Here is a 20,049-nt window from a genome sequence, read left to right as displayed (position 1 = left end):
TTCATCATTACCAAATTTTATGTCCTTTAGTGTTTTATTTCGGCAACAGCCCAAAACACCTAACAAAAGCATTGAAGATTTGGCCAAATAATAGTTTCATAGCTTGATTCAGCAATGCCTTCAAAACGTGGGACTGTTACCCCTGAATTTTTATGTGATAGCAGAATGGCCATTTATAGACAATTTTCAGAGAAAAGCTGATAGCTAGTTAAGGTTTAAGTAAATCTGCACCTTCTTGTTTAAGAATAACTGGTACCCTAGGAGCTACCTGCTCAGAGTCACCTCTGTATTCCATTTTTGGAATAGATGGAGGGTTAGAGTCGCCTCCAAAAATATCTACTAACCTATTAACTAAAGCATTTCTTTGAGAACGAGTTAAATTTTGAATTGCTTGGCGATCGCCCTTCATTGGATTTTCTGTCAAAGAATCATTACCAGGATATACAGATGACCGTAGATAATCATTAGCCCCCAAATAATCTGCTAATGTTAATTTCCAATCAAATCTATAATTAGGCGCACGACCTTTGACATAGAAATGATACCTAATTAGACGCGATACCAAAGTATCCTCAGTATTTACTTTCCCCGTTTCCTTAGATATGTAATAATTTTCCAATGGCAAATCTGGTATTTTTTCATAGACAAATGGCCAGACTTCTTTAGGTTGAACCAGCTGTTGGACAATTTTTATGGGGTACTGAGAATTGTCTTGGCTTGTAATTTTTTTAAACTGGTATTTAAATAAATAAGTAGAAGGGTGTGCTGCACTAATTAAAGAAGTCCACAATAACCCTATACTAACCCAAACCATTGCTGTTATAAAAGTAATATTGAAATATTTGAGCCATTGCTTATTGCTCATGGCTATTAACTACCAAATATTATTATTAATAATTTATCTATCTATATTATTGCCAACTTCACTAATTATTTCTGGTTGCATCAACTCATCAGACATTTCCAATACAGCACGAATGACTGGCTTGACTGCTTGCTCATCAAAATTATCAAAATCTTCATAACGACGACGCTTGGCACGATTAGCTACTTGTACCACAGCCCGATAGCGATTAGAAGAAGCTTTGATTAGCTCCTCAGACTTACGGCTTAGTTCTACCGAATTAATATTAGATTGCTTTTGCATATAGAATAGGGAATAGGATAGGGAATAAATAAAAAAAATATTTACCCTAATTAAAGACGTTACTAAAATAACTATACCATATTAATCACCAAATCTGCTTGTAATTAGAATTTACTGAAAAAGTCTTTTGAGGGAGTAGGTTGGAAGGATAAACAGGAATTTTATATAAGGATATAGGTGGATATAGGTAAAAATTGTCCCTGGATGCCTTCTGGAATGAGCGCCCAAAACCCTAAATTATTTGAGCCCTGAAACTTGTGAAAAGCTGATATTTTTTTCCCAAAAAGGCTAAAGCCTTTATCTGTCAATACTTTTACCCTTAAATCAACTAGTAATAATTAATTAGTACAACTATTTACACGAATACTAAATTTTTGTAGTTAAAACTTCATAAATATTAATTAATTATAATAAATTATAATAAAACTGATCTAAATTTTTTAAAATTATATTTGTTATTTATGTTAACATCAGTCCTTGATACTTCAAAGCAAAACCACTTTTCTGGGTCCTATCATCATCCTCTAAAAATAGTTGCATTAGGAGATAGCTTAGTTTATGGTTTTGGTGATTATGAAGGTGGTGGATGGGTAGAAAGACTACGACGACATTGGATGTTACCAGATAGTCCTGGTCATGTACTATATAATTTGGGAGTCCGGGGAAACCGAGTTTTACAAGTGGAACAACGCTTGGAGGATGAGTTTCGTCATCGGGGAGAATTAAAAAATCGTCAGCCAGATATTATTCTTCTTTCTGTTGGGGTAAATGATTCTGCTAGAGTCCAAAGACCAGATGGACGTTATTATACAGATTTTTCCAGATTTCAAAAAATTTTAGATAAGTTATTAGATACATCAAAGCAACTTTGCCCTGTAATATTTGTAGGAATGGTTCCTGTTGACCAAGCTAAAATGCCTTTCCAGAATTGTTTATATTATAGTCACGATGACCAATACATATATAAGGAGGCAACTCGTTTAGCTTGTTTAAAGCGACAAATACCTTATTTAGATGTCTTTGAAAAATGGTTAATTCGGGGGGAAAGTTGGTGGCGATCACGTCTCTGTAATGATGGGATTCATCCTAATGTTAGAGGTTATCAATCCCTTTTAGAAGATGTACTAAACTGGGAATCTCTTTATTTATTAACTACTTAGATAAAAAAGGATGACCAAATATTTCTAAGTAATCAAAACCATTGAGATAAAAAAATATGAACATATCATGTTCTTTAGAGAATTGCACAATCTTAAAAGAAATTAAACAACGTCCAAAAATTTTTCTTTCCTATCTATGACTAAAAAATAAGGTCTTAAAGCTCCTGCTCTTTTACAGGTTTTTTTGATGATTAGTAAACCACAAAGAAAGTAGGGACGTTCCATTCTAAATTCCCCACGACAAAATATAGTATGAGAAATCAGGAGTTAGGAGTCGTAGTGGCCATTCACCACTCCCCCGCACAAGAATCAGGAGAAAATTATAGTGGTTATAATTGAGTACACAATCAAGTATTTATGCTTAATATTTTCCTGATAATTTGACTTCTGAGAAAGGTTAATAAAGATGATTTATATAGTATAAGTACTTACTAAACTACTGATTAGTATATTACTTTTAATGTTACAATTTGGATTTATGGAACGTGGGTGGCATGCAAAGTCCCTAAAGGATAATCATTTTTTTTATTTTCCCCAGCTGAAAACTATTTATTTGGGGATGAAAAAAATAAACTTTAGTATTTCAAAGCTCTGGCTTCATTTAGAAGTACTAATAACTGATAACTGATAACTCATAAGTTAAATGACAAGAAGCATACCAGAACTACCAACAAAATACGACCCCTTTGTCACTGAAGCTAAATGGCAGAGATATTGGGAAGAAAACAATACTTTCAAAGCAGACCCTAAGCAAGCAGGCGACCCCTACTGCATAGTCATTCCTCCACCAAATGTTACAGGTAGTCTCCATGCAGGCCATGCTTTCAATAATTCTCTTATTGATGCCCTTATCCGTTACCATCGGATGCGTGGTGACAATACCCTCTACCTCCCAGGCACAGATCACGCTAGTATCGCAGTTCAAACTATTCTGGAACGCAAACTCAAAGCGGATGGCCAAACTCGCTACGATGTCGGGCGGGAAAAATTTCTCAAACTTGCCTGGGAATGGAAAGCAGAGTCTGGTGGCACTATTGTTAATCAACTGCGTCGCTTAGGAGTTTCTACAGACTGGACACGGGAACGTTTTACCCTGGATGAAGGCTTATCAAAAGCTGTCATTGAGGCATTCATGCGTCTCTACGAACAAGGTCTCATCTATCGTGGTAATTATTTGGTCAACTGGTGTCCGGCTAGTCAGTCTGCTGTTTCTGACTTAGAGGTAGAAAATAAAGAAGTTAATGGGAACCTCTGGCATTTCCGTTATCCTCTCACTGATGGCAGTGGTTATGTGGAAGTCGCTACTACTCGCCCAGAAACAATGTTGGGAGATACTGGTGTTGCTGTTAACCCTAATGACGATCGCTACAAAGATATTATCGGCAAAACTGTTATGCTACCAATAATGAAACGGGAAATACCTATTATTGCTGATGAGTTGGTTGATCCTGAGTTTGGTACTGGTTGTGTTAAAGTTACTCCCGCTCACGACCCTAATGATTTTGAAATGGGTAAACGTCATAACTTGCCGTTAATCAATATTATGAATAAAGATGGTAGCTTGAATGAAAATGCGGGAGTGTTTGTTGAGCAAGACCGTTTTGAGGCGCGGAAAAATGTTGTCCAACGGTTAAAGGAAGAAGGGGTTTTAGTAAAAGTAGAAGATTATAGTCATAGTGTTCCCTATAGTGATCGTGGCAAAGTACCTGTAGAACCACTGCTCTCAACTCAGTGGTTTGTTAAAATTAAACCCTTGGCGGAGAAAACACTGGAATTATTGGATAGGCACAACCAACCCAAATTTGTTCCTGAACGTTGGACGAAAGTTTATCGCGACTGGTTGGTAAAAATTCAAGACTGGTGTATTTCCCGACAACTCTGGTGGGGTCATCAAATTCCGGCTTGGTATGTTATTAGTGAAACTAATGGAGAAATTGCCGATAATACTCCTTTTGTTGTGGCTCGCTTTGAAGCGGAAGCGTTAGAAGTAGCAAAGAAAAAATTTGGCGACCATGTCAAAATTCAACAAGACCCAGATGTTCTTGATACTTGGTTTTCATCTAGTTTATGGCCGTTTTCCACATTGGGCTGGCCGGAAAATACTCCAGACTTAGAAAAATATTATCCTACTAGCACTCTTTCTACTGGTTTTGATATCATCTTTTTTTGGGTAGCTAGAATGACAATGATGGGAGTACATTTGACTGGAAAAATGCCATTTGAAACTGTTTATATTCACGGTTTAATGTTAGATGAAAACGGTAAAAAACAATCTAAATCTGCTGGAAATGGTATTAACCCATTATTATTAATTGAAAAGTATGGTACCGATGCTTTACGTTACACTTTGATGCGAGAAACTGCTGGAGCAGGACAAGATGTGAGGATGGATTATAATAGAGAAACTGATGAGTCTGCATCAGTAGAAGCTTCTCGAAATTTTACTAATAAAATTTGGAATGCTGCTAGGTTTGTCATGATGAAATTAGAGGGTAAAACTCCTGAAGAATTAGGGAAACCAGAGGTAGATAAATTAGAATTAGTTGACCGTTGGATTTTGTCTCACTTCTATCAGACTGTGCAACAAACTTGCGATTATTTAGATAATTATGGTTTGGGAGAAGCTGCTAAAGGTCTTTATGAATTTATTTGGGGATATTTTTGTGATTGGTATCTTGAATTAGTTAAGTCTCGTTTACAGGGTGAAGATGAAAATTCTCGGTTGGTGGCACAGCAAACTTTAGCTTATGTTTTGGATGGAATTTTAAGGTTATTACATCCTTTTATGCCTCATATTACTGAAGAAATTTGGCATACTTTGAATCAAGTTGGAGAAGAAAATTGTTTGGCTTTACAGTCTTATCCAAAGTTAGATAAATCTTTAATTAATTCTGATTTGGAGCATGAGTTTGAGTTATTAATTGGGGTAATTCGGAGTCTCAGAAATTTACGGGCGGAGGTTGATATTAAGCCAAAGGTAAAAATTACGGCAATTTTGCAGAGTCAGAATGAACAGGAACGTGAAATTTTGAGGAAAGGAGAGAATTATATTCAGGATTTAATTAAAATTGAAAAGTTGAATATTACTTCTAGTGTTGATTTAAAGGTTGGTCAAACTATTGCTGGTGTTATTGGTACTGTACAAGTTTTAATTCCATTATCAGGAGTAGTAGATATTGAAGCTTTATCTGCTAGACTGAACAAAAAGTTAGAGAAGTTGGAAAAAGAGATAGGATCTACTAAAAAACGGTTGAGTAAACCAGATTTTGTGAAGAAGGCAGACCCTAAATTTGTGGAGGAAACTAGAAATAATTTGGCAGAGGCAGAAAAGCAGGCAGAATTTTTGCGCGATCGCTTGGATAAGTTCCAGTCAAATTAAGTCAAAAATTAACTAAATTTGTGCAGAAAGTAGGTTTTTGTCATTTCAAATGACGACATTTGATAATCTAATATGAAATCCAATTAATTCGGTGAAAAAAATGTTTCATTCTAATTTTAGAAGTAATGTGCGGAGATGCGATTCATATTCCTCTAAATGCTGGTTTTGCTAGTAGTACAGATATGATTTTGATACCCGAAATTCCTGATAAAATAGATAATATTTGTAACTATATTAGCAAACGTTCTAATTTAGACAAAAACTACTCTTTGATAGTTTTAGCAGAGGCCGTGAGGACGGAAAGTGATACAAGATGATTTATTTGTTAAGTCTCATTTTGGCAGTACTGAACATTATCTAGCAGATAAAGTCTATGTTTGTCCTGGTGCGGAAACTCGTTTTACATTGTTAGATAATATTTAACCAGGCGGTTTTTCTTCCCCCCCACCGACCCTTTACTTGCTTCAGCTTTTGGAGTAGTAGCAGTCGATATAATTGCTGAAGGAAAATATGACCAGATAATAACTTGGCCAAATCTACAAGTTTCAGTGTGCCTATTGTAGAGGCGATCGCTAAGTACAGAGCAGTAGAGCCTAATGATACTTTAGTCAAAACTGCTCGAAGCTTATGTCTTTGTTTCAGAGATTAAGTCAAATTATTTTTCCTCAACTATAACACTACAGTTTTTCAGACTTTTAGCCCCAGAGTTAGCAAGAAACTTTGTAGAAGTTTGGTATGTAAAACTTCTACAGTTTTTCCCGTATAATTTCTAATACAAAATCTCCTTGATTAACACAATGGTTTGTTGAATTATCTAAAATTAAACCATCTGTTTGTGCAAAAACATCTACAACTTTTGGCAAATCTTGATTTTTGTTAAAATTTAGTATTTGATAAAGACGCTGATTTTTTTTAACAATTGTACCAGGCTCCATTCGATTTTGAATCATACCACCTACAGGAGCATAATAAGGCTTCATCTCTTGTCTAGTAGTAAAAACTATTTGATGATCTGCTAATTCCTTCAAGGGAAATTCAGGAATTTTTAATAACTTTTTATTAGCTAAATAATTTTTCAATCCCCGAATACCTTTTGTCACTGATTCGGGGTTCATTTTCATTCCTGAACCTAATTCTAATGTCCATGATTCTATATCAAATTGAATTGGTTTTCCTAACTTTTTCAAATGCCTTTCTAAAGCTAACCAAGGTTTCAAAAAACCCTCATCAAAAGTATTTCCTTCATATTCACCCTCAAGCACTAAAATTCCATAATCAAAAAGAAATGACTTAGCACTTTCTTCCCTACCATGAAAGCAATAAAAATAATCTAAACTTTGATTACTTGAACTATGTAAATCTATCACATAATCTGCATCTAAACATAACGATTGTAGTTGATATCTATATTGTTTATAGAAAGGTGTACTACTAGGGGAATTAATTTTTTCTAACTGTTGATTAAAACTACGTAAAATTTCCTGGCGATAATTATTTTTTATTTCTGTTTCTGACAAGTTGATTTGAGCTTTAGCAAAAGCTTCGATATCTACATTTTCCTTTTCATAATCCCAAAATATCCGGTTCCAATCTTTACCATCATAGCTATTATATCTACCTGATGAAAATTGATGCGATCGCACATTAACTCCTTCAGGATTACAAACAGGGACTAACCATATTTCTCCTATTAATTGATTATTATCCAGATTCATTAAAAACTCTATCAAGTGATAAATAACAGCATTACCACTAATCTCAGCTCCATGTAAATTTGCTTGAATATAAGCTTTTTTTCCTGCTTGATTTCCAATGAATTTATAAACTTGTAAATACAGAAAATCCCCAGAAGCAAATTGTCTTAAAGGTATAGTATAAATCTTTGGTTTCATCAATTTTTTAAAGTAGCTAATAACTGATAGCTAATACCTGAATGCTTACAATATTTTGAAAGATGGAATTATGTTATTAAAAAGTTAGTGATAGGTTGCTGAAGTGCGATTTTTTAATTAACTCAAAGAAGAGTTAGTAAGATGCTATTTGACAAACAAACCTAAAAATCAGGAGTTAAAAGTCAAATTTGTTAATGACCCTAAACTAAAAAAACTGCACGTTAGAGTCCACCTTCTTCAGCTAACACATCCTAATCAATTGTTTTACCTTAAATGTTGCTTTAGGACTTCTGATATACCCATAATAGACAGGGGGCAATTTTCTACCTCAAAAAGCTTCCTAAATAACATTAGTGTATTCTAAATATAACTTTTCAACCGAGCTAATATTAGATGATTTGCCGACCGGATGAATTCTCCTCAGCAAATAGTTAGTTATATTATATAATTTACCTCAATCAGAACCTCAGACACAACTGAGGCTTCATTCAACCTAACTATAATACTTTATCTTGTAAATATTACCTGTATCCTGCGACACCACCATAACGTCACACGAACCATAACCAAAACCAAAACTCTTTCCCAAAATAAAAGGTACTGTTACTGTTCTAGCTTGTGCTGGTTAAGCTAACAAGGTAACAGTTAACACTACCATCAACTAAGGTAAAGTTACTAGCAAAATACTAGAAGAAAGTGCTAACAAAGAAGATTCTATAAAAGGTTTAATTTATTTCATCATAGTTTTCTCTCAACTTAATTTGTAAGTTTTGTTGTTAGCCGGAAATGTTTTTCCTAGCTAGAAATAAATTTATCTTAGTAGAGCCAGAAGTTTTTTAGTTTAGCCATAGCTACCAAAAACTTATGTAAGTTAATGACAATGGAAGACTTAATCTTACACTTCAAGATAATTGAAATTATAATTAAGAATATTTTTTGTTAACTACAAATCCCAATTTATTCCCATGAAAAGCTACAGAACTAGTGTTTGGCTTTTTGGTTTTTTACTAGTTATTTCGGTGTAAATCAGTTTTACATCCTATTGAAATGATTATATTTACAGATAATGTAAAATTATAGATAACAGTTAAAAACCCCCATCTACATTAAATACTTGAGCCGTAATATAACTCGCCGCATCATCAGCAGCTAAAAACCTAATCATACCTGCTACCTCTTCTGGTTTACCATAACGACCTAGAGGAATAAACTTAATAATTTCCTCAGAATTTTTCAGGTCTTTAGTCATATCAGTCTCAATAAACCCAGGAGCAACCACATTTGCTGTAATTCCTCTATTAGCAAGTTCTTTGGCCACAGTTTTAGTAAAGCCAATTACTCCTGCTTTTGCTGCGCTATAATTAGCTTGACCAGGATTACCCATTTGCCCGGACACTGAAGCAACATTAATAATGCGCCCACTTTTTTGTTTGAGCATAATTTTACTCACAGCACGAGTACAAAGAAATACTCCTGTCAAATTTAAGTCTATTACTGACTGCCAGTCTTCTAGTTTCATCCGCAGCAGTAATGTATCGCGAGTAATACCAGCATTATTAACTAAGATATCAACACGACTCCACTTTTCCATCACTTCTTTAATTAAGTTATCCACTTCCTCAACTTGAGAAACATCTGCTTGTAGTGCCAGACCGTTACCACCCGCCGCAACTATTTCTGCTACTACTTCCTCAGCAGTATCACTAGATTTAGCATAGTTAACAACTACATTTGCCCCTTCCATTGCTAATGCTAAAGCTGTTGCTCGGCCAATTCCTCTGGATGCACCTGTAACTATTGCTACTTTTCCTTTTAAACGTTGTAATGTTTCTGGCAATGCTTCCATAATCAAATCCTTTTGTTTTATATCAAGCTTAAACTAGCTTATACTAAATGCTAAAGAGCAAAAATTTAAATATTCCAGGAATTTTGGTTATTTAACTATTACTGATTTGCTGACATCTATAAATCTAAGTTTATATATACTGATATAGCTATACTTATCAAGGTTAACTAATTGTGTTATAATTAGACAATAAGACTAGTTTGTGCTATGGAACTAGCCCACTAAGTAACCACTATACTAATAAGTTAACGTTACTGCCGGGCCTTGTAATTCAACTTCTGTGAACACCTAGCCACCAAGGCAATGTAAGTACTTAAAAGCGTCGACAGGTTTTCAAAGTAGGCATTGGGAAATACCCCCTCAGTGAGTTAATCTTACTGTGCATTGTTAATAATTATTAGCAATCATAATATCAGTTCTAATAAATTTTTTTATTATGGCAATTAAAAAGAAGTTTAATAATTTTGATGAATTACTTGCTGGTTCAGATCTACCCGTTTTAGTCGATTTTTATGCCACCTGGTGTGGCCCTTGCAAGATGATGACCCCTATTCTAGAACAGGTAAATCAACAAATCAAAGATAAACTGCGAATAGTTAAAATTGATACAGATAAATATCCTCAGTTAGCATCTCGTTATCATATTGAATCCCTACCCACTTTAGTCCTGTTTAAAAATGGTCAGCCAGTAGACAGAATAGAAGGAGTAATACAATCACCACAATTAGTGGAACGCTTAAATAAGATGACCTCAATTTAATTAAATTTTCTTGCAGAATATAGAGATAATTTTCACTAAGTATTTAAGATAACTGCTCCTGACAATAGAAGTAAAAATATGCTAAAATTAGATTATAAATGATATAATTATAGCGAAAAAATAAAAATCTTATTCATTCTTAAATAAGTGCAACTTGTGATCAAAGATATAAAAATTAGATTAGATTGCTAATATCATTTATAGTAAGCATTCAGCTATCCCAATTCAGCAAACAGCTTTTGAAAAAGTCAAGGAATTAGTAAGTTTATATTTCAGACTAATTTCATTCATAACTCTTAATTATTGTTTGAGATTAATTTGTCACAAACATGACAATAAGTTAATCACTCATAGTTGAATGGTTGAAGTTTTCACCCAGAAGGCTAGCTGATAGGTGAGGGTTGAATGCTTACTATTTATGTATGGTAATCTATTTCAATTTATCAGAATCTAATAAATATGGCTATTTCTCCCTGGAAGCAATTTAAACTGTCTGTACTGAATGCTAACCAGTGGTTCCGAAAAACTCCTGAAAGAGCTTTGAACATGGCTTATGATGCTGCTAACAAGATTAGGTCTATTGAAGAGGAACATTTTGAAGGCCGAAAAATTTCTAATGTATCAATTAGTTATAGTAATAGTACTAAATCTTATTTTAATTCTCAACTTAATCGATACTTAAAAATTATTCAAGTTAGATTAGCTGAATTTAATACAAGTATTTCAGTAGTAGGAACTCTTGATCAAAATAAAGTTGACAAACAAAAAGATAAATTTGATCAAAATTACCAGCAAGAATTTCCAGGGCGATCATCAATCATTTTAGACAAACTAGAGTTTATCGATCAAGTATCTAGTCGATATTATAAATCCTCAAACCATGAAGCACAAGAATTAAATACAGATCTAGAAATTCCTCATTCTTCATCATCTATAGCTATAGTCTCTAGTAACGTTAATGTTAATAATTATCCTAATAATGTTCGAGCCGGTTCTTCACAGAATCAAAATAATTTAGCTGAACTGAAAAGTAATATTCCTAACACTAACTTTTTGCCCCGTTCCTTGTTAAAGACTTTCAAAAAAATCAAACAAGAATTAGATCCTGAAGCTGAAACAGAAGTCATTAGAAAGTTCAGGAAATCCCAGATTAAGACTCTTACTTCAGTTAGATTTATTTTGCTGGTGATTTTAGTCCCTTTACTTATACACCAGTTATCAAAAATAACTTTTGTGGGTTATTTGGTTGATAATTTTATGTCACTACCTCATCAACAAGCAGAATTATTTCTTAATTCTAACATGGAAGAGGAAGCTTTAGTAAAACTACATCAATATGAGGAAAAACTTCATTTTAAAATGTATTTAGGTCAAGCTCCAGAGCTATTTCCAGAGTTATATGAATCTGGGAAAGAAATTACCGAAATACCTAAATCAGAACGGGAAGAATTGATTGAACATAAAGTCGAAAAAAAGGCTCAAGAAATAGCTTTGGAATACAAAGCCAAGGGTAATAATGGGATTAAAAATATTTTTTGTGATTTCATATCTTTGATAACTTTTGTTATTATTATTTCTACTCGTAAAAGAGAACTTGAGGTTTTAAAATCTTTCATGGATGATGTTGTATATGGTCTTAGTGATAGTGCTAAAGCGTTTATCATTATTTTGTTAACAGATATGTTTGTGGGATTTCACTCTCCTCACGGTTGGGAAGTAATTTTAGAAAATATTACTAGACATTTTGGATTACCAGAAAGTAGAGATTTTAACTTCTTATTTATTGCAACTTTTCCAGTAATTTTGGATGCTGTTTTTAAGTATTGGATATTCCGCTACTTGAACCGTAGTTCACCTTCTGCTGTAGCAACTTATAAGAATATGAATGAGTAAAAGATTTGAAATTAAGGAATTGGAAATTGGGAAATATAAAAAAAAGAAAATATATATCTGGTTTATTTATTAGTCATATTAAATATGAAGCTAACTACTAACTCTTAACTACTAACTTCTAACTTCTAACTTCTAACTCCTTCCTTCCTATATCTTTAATTTTTCTTTGGTAACGAGGTTCACAAGGTGTTCCTAAACAAACTTGGCCTGGAGGCATATCTTTAAAAACACTACTCCTAGCACCAATAACTGCATTAGCACCAATTTTAACACCAAGGCCAACAAAACAATCTGCTGCTACCCAAGTACCATTGCCAATAGTAATACCTGCTGTTTGTAAACCAAATGTAGGGTCTTCTATATTATGACTACCAGTACAAAGGTAACTTTTTTGAGATATAATACAATGCTTACCTATTTCGATACGCTCAAGACTATATAAAACTACATCGTCTCCGATCCAACTATAATCACCGATCACTATTTTCCAAGGATAAGTAAATCTGGCAGTAGGGCGAATTAAAACTCCTTGACCTATTCTAGCTCCAAAAAGATTTAATATTAGTCGTCTCACACCATATAAAGGCTGAGGAGTTAAGGGAAAAATAATTGCTTGTACTAACCACCACAGCAATACAAACCAACCTGGTTTACCTCGGTCATACCAAGATTGGTTGTATTTGCGAAGATCGACCCAAGATTCTGTTTGTTGTTTATTTGTCATAATGTCCACTACTATGTGTTTTTAAGCAGAACAATAAGTTTTGACATCGCTGCTTTTTACGTTTTCTCAATAAATATTGTTTTCGACTGCTATACTAGTACTAAAGTTTTATGATAAAGACACATTTCTTGCAAGGCATTCATCCCGATACTAAATTAAAACTTATGGTGCGGTTCTTCTGCCAGTATTTAGATAAAAATGAGAGATACAGAAAACAGATTTTAGACACTTCTATTTTCTATATTCTGCTTCATATTTTCCCCCATAGAGATGCTCAAACATTCTTAAGGACGACAAATTTACCATGTTTGAACTTTTACGATGTTACTGTTGCCAATGATTCTTTATCAATTCAAGAATGACAAAATTCAACCAGATATTTTTAATGAGCCTAACTTCTATTACTACTAGCTATTACTATCTGAATCTATTTCAACAACTAACTCGTTCAGAATTAGTATTTTGTCGTTTCTTTTGAGCAACATTCAACTGACCATTACAGTCTTTAAGCTCATAAAGCTTAACACCAATTTGATACTCATATTGACTCAATAACCTACCATAAATATATCCTGCTTTACCATCCAAAAATCCTAGTTGAATAAAATAGAATAAAATAAATCTCAAGAAAGGTTTAAATGGTAGTCTCACCCATATTTTTTTGAGAAAACGCTTGCGCTTTACTGCATCTCCAAATAAACTACCGCCAATAGTTTCATTATCACCTTGACCAGTTAGTACATTGTAATATACCTGCGCTTCCCAATTAGAATAACGGTTATGTCTTTCGATCCAGCAAAATAAATCACGAAAATCTTCGTGAAGCATATCATTTTTTAAATAGCCTGCATTGCCAGTTAAAATAACGTGTTCATGTACCTCATTATCCCCAATATTCTGCACACTCTCAGTTTTTAGGTTTTCGTAGCGACCTTCTTTGTGTTTAAATAATCTGAGGTTCCAATCAGGATATTTCCCTCCATGACGAATCCATTTGCCTAGAAAAAATACTTTCCGGTTGATATAATAACCATTATAATTTGGATCCTGAATTGCTCTATCAATTTCATCCCAAAGTTTTGAAGTAATACGTTCATCACAATCAACTATTAATACCCACTCGTTCCGAAATTGTAAATTCTCCAAAGACCAATTTTTCTTTTTCGGCCAAGTTCCATTAAAATGAAACTGTACTAAATTTGCTCCATAACTTTCAACTATTTCAGTAGACTGATCACTACTTTGAGAATCTACCACAAATATTTCATCTGCTATTGCTACACTTTCTAGACAAGCAGGTAAATTTTTCTCTTCATTCTTAGCAGGAATTAGAACTGATACTGGTATCTTAGGTGATATCATAGTAAATAATTTTTAATATTGGGAATTACTATTATTGTTGTCCCTACCCTTTAAAAGTTTTAGGCCTTAGGTATTAGGTAATAAGGTTTTTTTCCTCATCCTAGACCCCATCCTTATAAAAAAGGTCTTTGACTTTCTAGTCGTAACAATACTAAGACAAAGTCAACCTGCGCGCACCCTTAGGCTTTAGGCTTCGGTCGGCAAGAACGCTCCATCCCTAACAGCCGGGGAGGATGTTGAGTATCATACCCTGAATAGCTGCTCCTAAATAGCCAATTTGGCCATAAGCGTACACAAAATTATCAAAACGCTTTGCCGGGTCTGTAATATTTTTTAGAGACTTATACAGACCTCTAATCATTCTCTCCCCTCCCCGGGATAATTGGCCGAAACCTGCTTGACCAGCTAGCTGTTCTCGGTAACATTCACTGATACCTTGCCACCAACCTCTTTCAATAAACCAAGAAGGTTTTACCCTCTCTGGTGCTACGTTATGAGCAACTAATGCTTCTGGTAGATAGGCTACTTGCCAACCTTGCTTTATGGCTAATTCTGTGCTGTGTAACTCTTCATTTGATAATAATTTTTTGCCGACTCGACCCAAATTAGTATTAAAACCACCAATTTGTTCCAGAAATGTTCGACGAATTGAATAGTTTAGACCTCTAGGAGTTAAGCTTGGTTGGTCAATATATACAACAGAATTACCAAGATCATAGTAACCTAAGTTGCCTGATAATTCTACAGACAGCCATTTGGGAGGATAAATTTCTTTGGGCCAAATTAAAGTGACTTTGCCCCCAGCAATAGCTAGTTTATTGTTACTTTGATAGGCTTCGTATAGTACTCTTAACCATTGGGAACTAGCAACAGCATCATCATCAAGATAAGCTAAAATTTCAGCACTGGCTGTTTTTGCCCCCGTATTTCTGGCCACAGATAACCCTGTGACTGGTTCATAGATATATTCCAGTTTGGGGTTCGTAAGTCTTGCTTCTACTACTTTGCGAGTGTTATCTTTTGAAGCATTATCTACTACTAATACTTCAAAGTTACCAGGAAAATCCTGTGCTAACAAGCTATCTATTGCAGCTCCTAAATAATTGTCCCGATTATGAGTACATATAATAGCAGAGATTAAGACCATAGTTTAGTTATGATTTTTTGAATATCGACATAATTGCTTTTCCTAAATTTATTATCCTTCCTAGTTGAACATTTAGTTTTATTCTCCATGAATTTTTCTACAGCTAATTCTGATAAGTTAATTTTAGTTACTGGCCCTGCTCGTTCTGGTAAAAGTGAGTGGGCAGAAAGTTTAGCCACTAATTCTGGAAAAAAAGTAATATATATAGCTACTTCTCAAATTAATGCTAGTGATTTAGAATGGCAAGCTCGAATTAAACAACATAAAAATCGTCGTCCTTCTGACTGGATAATTTTAGAAATACCTGTAAAATTATCAGAAGCTTTGATTAATTATAGCGATGAAGATTCTTGTATTTTGGTAGATTCTTTAGGTACTTGGTTAGCTAATATTTTGGCACAGGATGAACAGACTTGGAATGAAACTTTAGAAACAGTAATTGAATGTTTATTAAAAGTTAAGGGTAATGTCATTTTAGTCGCTGAAGAAACAGGTTGGGGAGTTGTTCCTTCTTTTCCTTCTGGACGTTTGTTTCGCGATCGCCTTGGTAGTCTTATTCGTCGGTTAGGAGTTATTTCTGACTCTGTTTATCTAGTTACTGCAGGTTACATTTTGCCTCTAAGTGATTTAGGAATACCTTTAAAACTTTAATTTCATCTTGTAATTCTTAATAAATTCTCAATAACTAAATGCTTCAACTTTATACTACACTTAAATTATGCACAATGTATTAATTCTAATAAAATTAGATCTTAGAAAATTAAATTGTTTTAAATATTAAATATTTCTATTGACTATAAGTAAAAAATTATCGGACATTTAAGTTATGGCATCTCACGATCAAGTTAGAAAATACATTGCCTATTGGTTTCAATTAGGTAAGAAAATGTTAACTAGAAATGGCCAAGAATCTTTCGTCCCTCAAGTTATACTATCAGGCGATCGCTACACTCAAGAATTTGAAGAATGCTGGCAGAAAATTTTATCATCTGAATCAGGAGATTGTTATTTAGAAGGAACTAATCAGACAACTGAAGAATTATTATCTCCACAATGGGATATTTGTTCTTGCGCTCGTTGTTCGATGCCAATTCCATTTCATGTTAAAGGAATGCCTCCTGAGTACTGTCCATGTTTCGATCTTCCTAACTGGCCTGACACTGAAACACCATTGCCACGAGCACCTATCAGTAGTAAATTATATCTGCTAAGTATTTGTGAGCGACTGTTAAGTGGCAAGAAGAAAGAAAACGTTGATACTTATCATCACAATTCTCCAAGATGAAAAGTTGAAATTATATTAATCAATAGCGTTTCTCTAGAGAGTATGATACTTATCCCTCAAATAGAGACAATAATCAAATCAATAATGGCCTTCCAGACCAAAATGATTATTAATAACGTCCAAAATCAGATAACAGATCATCCATAATCGGGCCCACCATATTTGTTTTTGACATAGTCATCAATCAACTTCATTATACCCCTAGTTGAAATTGATCCCCAAATACAGTTTTTTTAATCATTCTATCAATGTTTCAATCTTCTCAAACTATTACTTAGTTTTCGTATTTTGTTTGAGTAGATAATTTATGCCAAAAATTTATCCTTATGTTTTCAGTTAGTCATGAAATTTAGTAGCCCTTAATCCCTATTTTTGATATCCTTTAAAACCTCTAGTTTTTCCGCGAGAATGATTTGCTTATTTTGCGTCTTTTACAGCTTCTTTGAAACAGGCTACTTAATTAATCAGTTTTTTGAGGGGCTGGGGTTCAGGATAATCAGTTTTTTTTACTATTCTCAAAGCAGCAAAAGTTTTAATTCCTGTTCCTAAATCTATACCTATTGAATTATTATTTTGAGGTTTTAATATTTAACTAGCAAGCCACAATTAAACCTCATTTTGTCTCAACTATATAATCGATAAAAATAAAATAGTAGTACTTTTTTCTTCACTCCTAGAAAATTTTTTCAGGTTTTCAGCTCTCCAAGTAGAATAATTCGGAAAATTTTCAAGTTTGTGTTTGTTGAAAATTAATTTATCTGAGGTTAATAATATTTACCCCCTGAAAAGTAACTACTACAAAAAAGCTTTTAGATAGTTTTTGGCAATTTATAAAAGCTGTAAAACAACAATTGAATGTTCCATAACAGGAACAAGAATTTTACCTTTATAATACTTACCATTTTCTACAAAAGCAGACTTACTCGTGTCAATAATAATTACCCAATTTCTATCTTGAAACCTAGGAGGAATCGTAAATTCTATTAATTCATAATGAGCATTAAAAAAAATCATAAAACTATCATCAATAATTCTTTCCCCACGCCTACCACTAGCAGGAATTTCCTCTCCATTTAAAAAGATGCCAACAGCTTTAGCAAAATCAATATTCCATTGTTCTTCAGTCATTTCTCCACCATCAGGATTATACCAACCTATATCACTCACATCCGAACCATGAATAGCACGACCTTGAAACCACTTACGTCTATAAAATACTGGATGTTGAAAACGAAAATAAATTAATTCCCTAGTAAAATCTAATAAATCTAAATTTTCTACTTGTAAATTCCAATTTACCCAAGAAATTTCATTATCCTGACAATAAGCATTATTATTACCTTTTTGTGTTCGACCAAATTCATCCCCACCTAACAACATAGGTACACCTTGAGACAACATTAAAGTTACTAAAAAATTACGTCTTTGACGGTTTCTTAAACTTAGTATTTCCGGGTCATTAGTTTCTCCTTCTTCTCCAGAATTCCAAGAACGATTATGTTTTTCTCCATCATTATTATCCTCCCCATTTGCCTCATTATGTTTCTCGTTATAACTAACTAAATCATTTAAAGTAAAACCATCATGAGCAGTTACAAAATTAATACTCGCATGAGGCAACCTACCATTAGAAGCATATAAGTCAGAACTACCCGTAAAACGATAAGCAAATTCAGCTAATGTTTCCTTTTCCCCTCGCCAAAAATCTCTAACTGTATCTCTATATTTACCATTCCATTCTGACCACAATAGAGGAAAATTACCAACTTGATAACCACCTTCTCCCACATCCCAAGGTTCAGCAATTAATTTCACGTTTGAAATAACCGGGTCCTGATGAACAATATCAAAAAAAGCTGCCAAACTATCTACTTCATATAATTCTCGCGCTAAAGCTGAAGCTAAATCAAATCGAAAACCATCAACATGCATTTCCGTCACCCAATAGCGCAGACTATCCATAATTAATTTTAATATTTGGGGGTGACGAACGTTGAGAGAATTACCACAACCAGTGAAGTCCATATAGTAGCGGGGGTCATCTTCTACTAGGCGATAATAAGCGGCATTATCAATACCTTTAAAGGATAAAGTTGGACCCAGATGATTGCCTTCTCCAGTATGGTTATAAACTACATCTAATATTACTTCAATACCACCATTGTGCAATGCCTTCACCATTTGTTTAAATTCTCTAACTTGCCCCCCTGCTTTACTGCTAGAACTATAGCCACTATAGGGAGCAAAATAATTAATTGAGTCATAACCCCAATAATTAGATAGTTCCTTATCAACTAAATGCCCTGGGTATCGGAGAAAATGATGTATTGGCATTAGCTCTACTGCTGTAATACCTAGAGACTGAAGATAAGCGATCGCCGTAGGATGCGCCAACCCAGCATAAGTACCTCTCAAATTTTCTGGAATTTCAGGATGTAGTTTTGTAAACCCTTTAAGATTAATTTCGTAAATTACACTTTCGTGGTTAGGAATATTTAATAATTTGTCATCTCCCCAATCAAAACTTTCATCTATTACCACAGATTTTGGCATTAGATGAGCATCATCGTCTAATATACAGACTAAGTCTTTTTCTGGATTATCCCAAGAATAGGCAAATATTTCTTGACCGTAGAGTATATTCCCATCTATTGCTTTTGCGTAAGGGTCAATTAGTAATTTATTCGGGTTAAACCGATGGCCTTGGGATGGTTCGTAGGGACCATGTACTCGAAATCCATATTTTTGGCCGGGACTTATGCCTGGTAGATAGCCGTGCCAGATAAAGTTACTAACTTCTGTTAAAGTGAGCCGTGTTTCTTTGTTTTGCTTGTCAAATAGGCAAAGCTCTACGCTAGTAGCATTTTCAGAGAATATAGCAAAGTTAGTGCCTTTACCATTCCAGGATGATCCTAAGGGATATGGTTTTCCAGGCCAAAGAGGTACATACATAAGTAAATAAACTGAGAACTCTTCAGAATTAGATAACTATTTTTATAGTTATATCTTAAAGTTAGTTTAGCAAAGTATTCATTTTATAGTTTTTTTTTGGAACTTATTCCATCAGGACTTATCGCAAAAAGCTATGTAGCAACTTCAAATAGCTTATAATATTTTTAAACCTAGAGTTTTTTGGTGTTTAAATAGGATTTAAACTTCGGTTTTAAAACTAAAATATTACATTTTTGAACATAAATTATTTAGCATTAATATAGATAAATTGAGGTTTTTTTATCTTCATTTTAGTTTTTTTTATTAAAGAGAAACAAAAAAAAGTATACGGCTAATTATGTAGTTTATTCAGTACAGTAGTACTAACAAGTTTTTCAATATTGTTTTTAAGTCTTGATTCCTAGAAAAATTCTAAGTATTTTATTTAAAATAATCCCATGTTTATCTGATTAATTACAAGATAAATATGATTCTTATCAATGCAAAAAAAATGCCATTAAAA

General features: G+C 33.7%; 16 protein-coding genes. 7 read left to right on the top strand and 9 right to left on the bottom strand.

The window, feature by feature from the left end; genetic code table 11:
- Positions 1–208 precede the first annotated feature (208 nt).
- Both TERY_RS35245 and TERY_RS16515 read right to left on the bottom strand, forming a co-directional pair.
- Positions 209–865: a hypothetical protein gene (locus tag TERY_RS35245; RefSeq protein WP_011612880.1), complete on the bottom strand. Its 657-nt coding sequence runs from the start codon at positions 863–865 to the stop codon at positions 209–211.
- Between the two features lie 33 nt (positions 866–898).
- Complete coding sequence (locus TERY_RS16515; RefSeq protein WP_011612879.1) at positions 899–1,147, bottom strand: DNA-directed RNA polymerase subunit omega; 249 nt, start codon at positions 1,145–1,147, stop codon at positions 899–901.
- A gap of 461 nt (positions 1,148–1,608) precedes the next feature.
- Between TERY_RS16515 and TERY_RS16510 the strand changes: the two genes are divergently transcribed.
- The 3 genes from TERY_RS16510 (at position 1,609) to TERY_RS25600 (ending at position 6,003) form a co-directional block, all read left to right on the top strand.
- The gene (locus TERY_RS16510; protein ID WP_011612878.1) at positions 1,609–2,307 is read left to right on the top strand and encodes a GDSL-type esterase/lipase family protein; all 699 of its coding nucleotides are present in this window, start codon (positions 1,609–1,611) and stop codon (positions 2,305–2,307) included.
- 643 nt (positions 2,308–2,950) lie between these two features.
- Positions 2,951–5,686 carry a valine--tRNA ligase gene (locus TERY_RS16505; RefSeq protein ID WP_011612877.1) on the top strand — a complete coding sequence of 912 codons (2,736 nt, stop codon included), beginning with the start codon at positions 2,951–2,953 and terminating at the stop codon, positions 5,684–5,686.
- A gap of 107 nt (positions 5,687–5,793) precedes the next feature.
- Positions 5,794–6,003, top strand: coding sequence for a 6-phosphofructokinase (locus TERY_RS25600; RefSeq protein WP_370497251.1), 210 nt, complete (start codon positions 5,794–5,796; stop codon positions 6,001–6,003).
- A 91-nt stretch (positions 6,004–6,094) separates the two neighbouring features.
- Here the strand turns inward: TERY_RS25600 and TERY_RS25595 are convergent, their stop codons facing one another.
- From TERY_RS25595 to fabG, 3 genes are all read right to left on the bottom strand, one after another.
- Positions 6,095–6,298, bottom strand: coding sequence for a hypothetical protein (locus TERY_RS25595; RefSeq protein WP_052845825.1), 204 nt, complete (start codon positions 6,296–6,298; stop codon positions 6,095–6,097).
- A gap of 134 nt (positions 6,299–6,432) precedes the next feature.
- The gene (locus tag TERY_RS16495) at positions 6,433–7,578 is read right to left on the bottom strand and encodes a M14 family zinc carboxypeptidase (protein ID WP_011612875.1); all 1,146 of its coding nucleotides are present in this window, start codon (positions 7,576–7,578) and stop codon (positions 6,433–6,435) included.
- 1,087 nt (positions 7,579–8,665) lie between these two features.
- Complete coding sequence (gene fabG / locus TERY_RS16490; protein ID WP_011612874.1) at positions 8,666–9,424, bottom strand: 3-oxoacyl-[acyl-carrier-protein] reductase; 759 nt, start codon at positions 9,422–9,424, stop codon at positions 8,666–8,668.
- A gap of 436 nt (positions 9,425–9,860) precedes the next feature.
- Between fabG and trxA the strand changes: the two genes are divergently transcribed.
- Together trxA and TERY_RS16480 are read left to right on the top strand one after the other, a co-directional pair.
- Positions 9,861–10,184 (top strand): thioredoxin, encoded by a 324-nt coding sequence (gene trxA / locus TERY_RS16485; protein ID WP_011612873.1) that lies wholly within the window; start codon positions 9,861–9,863, stop codon positions 10,182–10,184.
- A 459-nt stretch (positions 10,185–10,643) separates the two neighbouring features.
- Positions 10,644–12,077, top strand: coding sequence for a proton extrusion protein PcxA (locus TERY_RS16480; protein WP_011612872.1), 1,434 nt, complete (start codon positions 10,644–10,646; stop codon positions 12,075–12,077).
- Positions 12,078–12,195: 118 nt separating this feature from the next.
- Here TERY_RS16480 and hpsU read toward each other — a convergent pair whose 3' ends face one another.
- From hpsU to TERY_RS16465, 3 genes are all read right to left on the bottom strand, one after another.
- Positions 12,196–12,801, bottom strand: a complete 606-nt coding sequence (gene hpsU / locus TERY_RS16475) for a hormogonium polysaccharide biosynthesis acetyltransferase HpsU (protein WP_011612871.1) — start codon at positions 12,799–12,801, stop codon at positions 12,196–12,198.
- Positions 12,802–13,233: 432 nt separating this feature from the next.
- A complete protein-coding gene (locus TERY_RS16470) occupies positions 13,234–14,163 on the bottom strand; it encodes a glycosyltransferase (RefSeq protein WP_011612870.1) in 930 nt (309 codons plus the stop codon).
- A 217-nt stretch (positions 14,164–14,380) separates the two neighbouring features.
- Positions 14,381–15,310 (bottom strand): glycosyltransferase, encoded by a 930-nt coding sequence (locus TERY_RS16465; RefSeq protein WP_011612869.1) that lies wholly within the window; start codon positions 15,308–15,310, stop codon positions 14,381–14,383.
- A gap of 87 nt (positions 15,311–15,397) precedes the next feature.
- On the opposite strand from TERY_RS16465, the gene cobU reads away from it, so the two are divergent.
- Together cobU and TERY_RS16455 are read left to right on the top strand one after the other, a co-directional pair.
- A complete protein-coding gene (gene cobU, locus TERY_RS16460) occupies positions 15,398–15,961 on the top strand; it encodes a bifunctional adenosylcobinamide kinase/adenosylcobinamide-phosphate guanylyltransferase (protein WP_011612868.1) in 564 nt (187 codons plus the stop codon).
- 175 nt (positions 15,962–16,136) lie between these two features.
- Positions 16,137–16,595 (top strand): hypothetical protein, encoded by a 459-nt coding sequence (locus TERY_RS16455; RefSeq protein WP_011612867.1) that lies wholly within the window; start codon positions 16,137–16,139, stop codon positions 16,593–16,595.
- Between the two features lie 828 nt (positions 16,596–17,423).
- Here TERY_RS16455 and glgX read toward each other — a convergent pair.
- The gene (gene glgX, locus TERY_RS16450; RefSeq protein WP_011612866.1) at positions 17,424–19,547 is read right to left on the bottom strand and encodes a glycogen debranching protein GlgX; all 2,124 of its coding nucleotides are present in this window, start codon (positions 19,545–19,547) and stop codon (positions 17,424–17,426) included.
- Between the last annotated feature and the right edge of the window lie 502 nt (positions 19,548–20,049).

This window comes from Trichodesmium erythraeum IMS101 (genome assembly GCF_000014265.1).
Classification (GTDB): domain Bacteria; phylum Cyanobacteriota; class Cyanobacteriia; order Cyanobacteriales; family Microcoleaceae; genus Trichodesmium; species Trichodesmium erythraeum.
This window is presented reverse-complemented; position numbering and strand designations above follow the sequence as displayed.

Bases quoted from the DNA above. Each gene is read 5' to 3' on its own strand.
- TERY_RS35245 (WP_011612880.1), bottom strand. From the start codon at position 865: ATGAGCAATAAGCAATGGCTCAAATATTTCAATATTACTTTTATAACA.
- TERY_RS16515 (WP_011612879.1), bottom strand. From the start codon at position 1,147: ATGCAAAAGCAATCTAATATTAATTCGGTAGAACTAAGCCGTAAGTCT.
- TERY_RS16510 (WP_011612878.1), top strand. From the start codon at position 1,609: ATGTTAACATCAGTCCTTGATACTTCAAAGCAAAACCACTTTTCTGGG.
- TERY_RS16505 (WP_011612877.1), top strand. From the start codon at position 2,951: ATGACAAGAAGCATACCAGAACTACCAACAAAATACGACCCCTTTGTC.
- TERY_RS16495 (WP_011612875.1), bottom strand. From the start codon at position 7,578: ATGAAACCAAAGATTTATACTATACCTTTAAGACAATTTGCTTCTGGG.
- fabG (WP_011612874.1), bottom strand. From the start codon at position 9,424: ATGGAAGCATTGCCAGAAACATTACAACGTTTAAAAGGAAAAGTAGCA.
- trxA (WP_011612873.1), top strand. From the start codon at position 9,861: ATGGCAATTAAAAAGAAGTTTAATAATTTTGATGAATTACTTGCTGGT.
- TERY_RS16480 (WP_011612872.1), top strand. From the start codon at position 10,644: ATGGCTATTTCTCCCTGGAAGCAATTTAAACTGTCTGTACTGAATGCT.
- hpsU (WP_011612871.1), bottom strand. From the start codon at position 12,801: ATGACAAATAAACAACAAACAGAATCTTGGGTCGATCTTCGCAAATAC.
- TERY_RS16470 (WP_011612870.1), bottom strand. From the start codon at position 14,163: ATGATATCACCTAAGATACCAGTATCAGTTCTAATTCCTGCTAAGAAT.
- TERY_RS16465 (WP_011612869.1), bottom strand. From the start codon at position 15,310: ATGGTCTTAATCTCTGCTATTATATGTACTCATAATCGGGACAATTAT.
- cobU (WP_011612868.1), top strand. From the start codon at position 15,398: ATGAATTTTTCTACAGCTAATTCTGATAAGTTAATTTTAGTTACTGGC.
- TERY_RS16455 (WP_011612867.1), top strand. From the start codon at position 16,137: ATGGCATCTCACGATCAAGTTAGAAAATACATTGCCTATTGGTTTCAA.
- glgX (WP_011612866.1), bottom strand. From the start codon at position 19,547: ATGTATGTACCTCTTTGGCCTGGAAAACCATATCCCTTAGGATCATCC.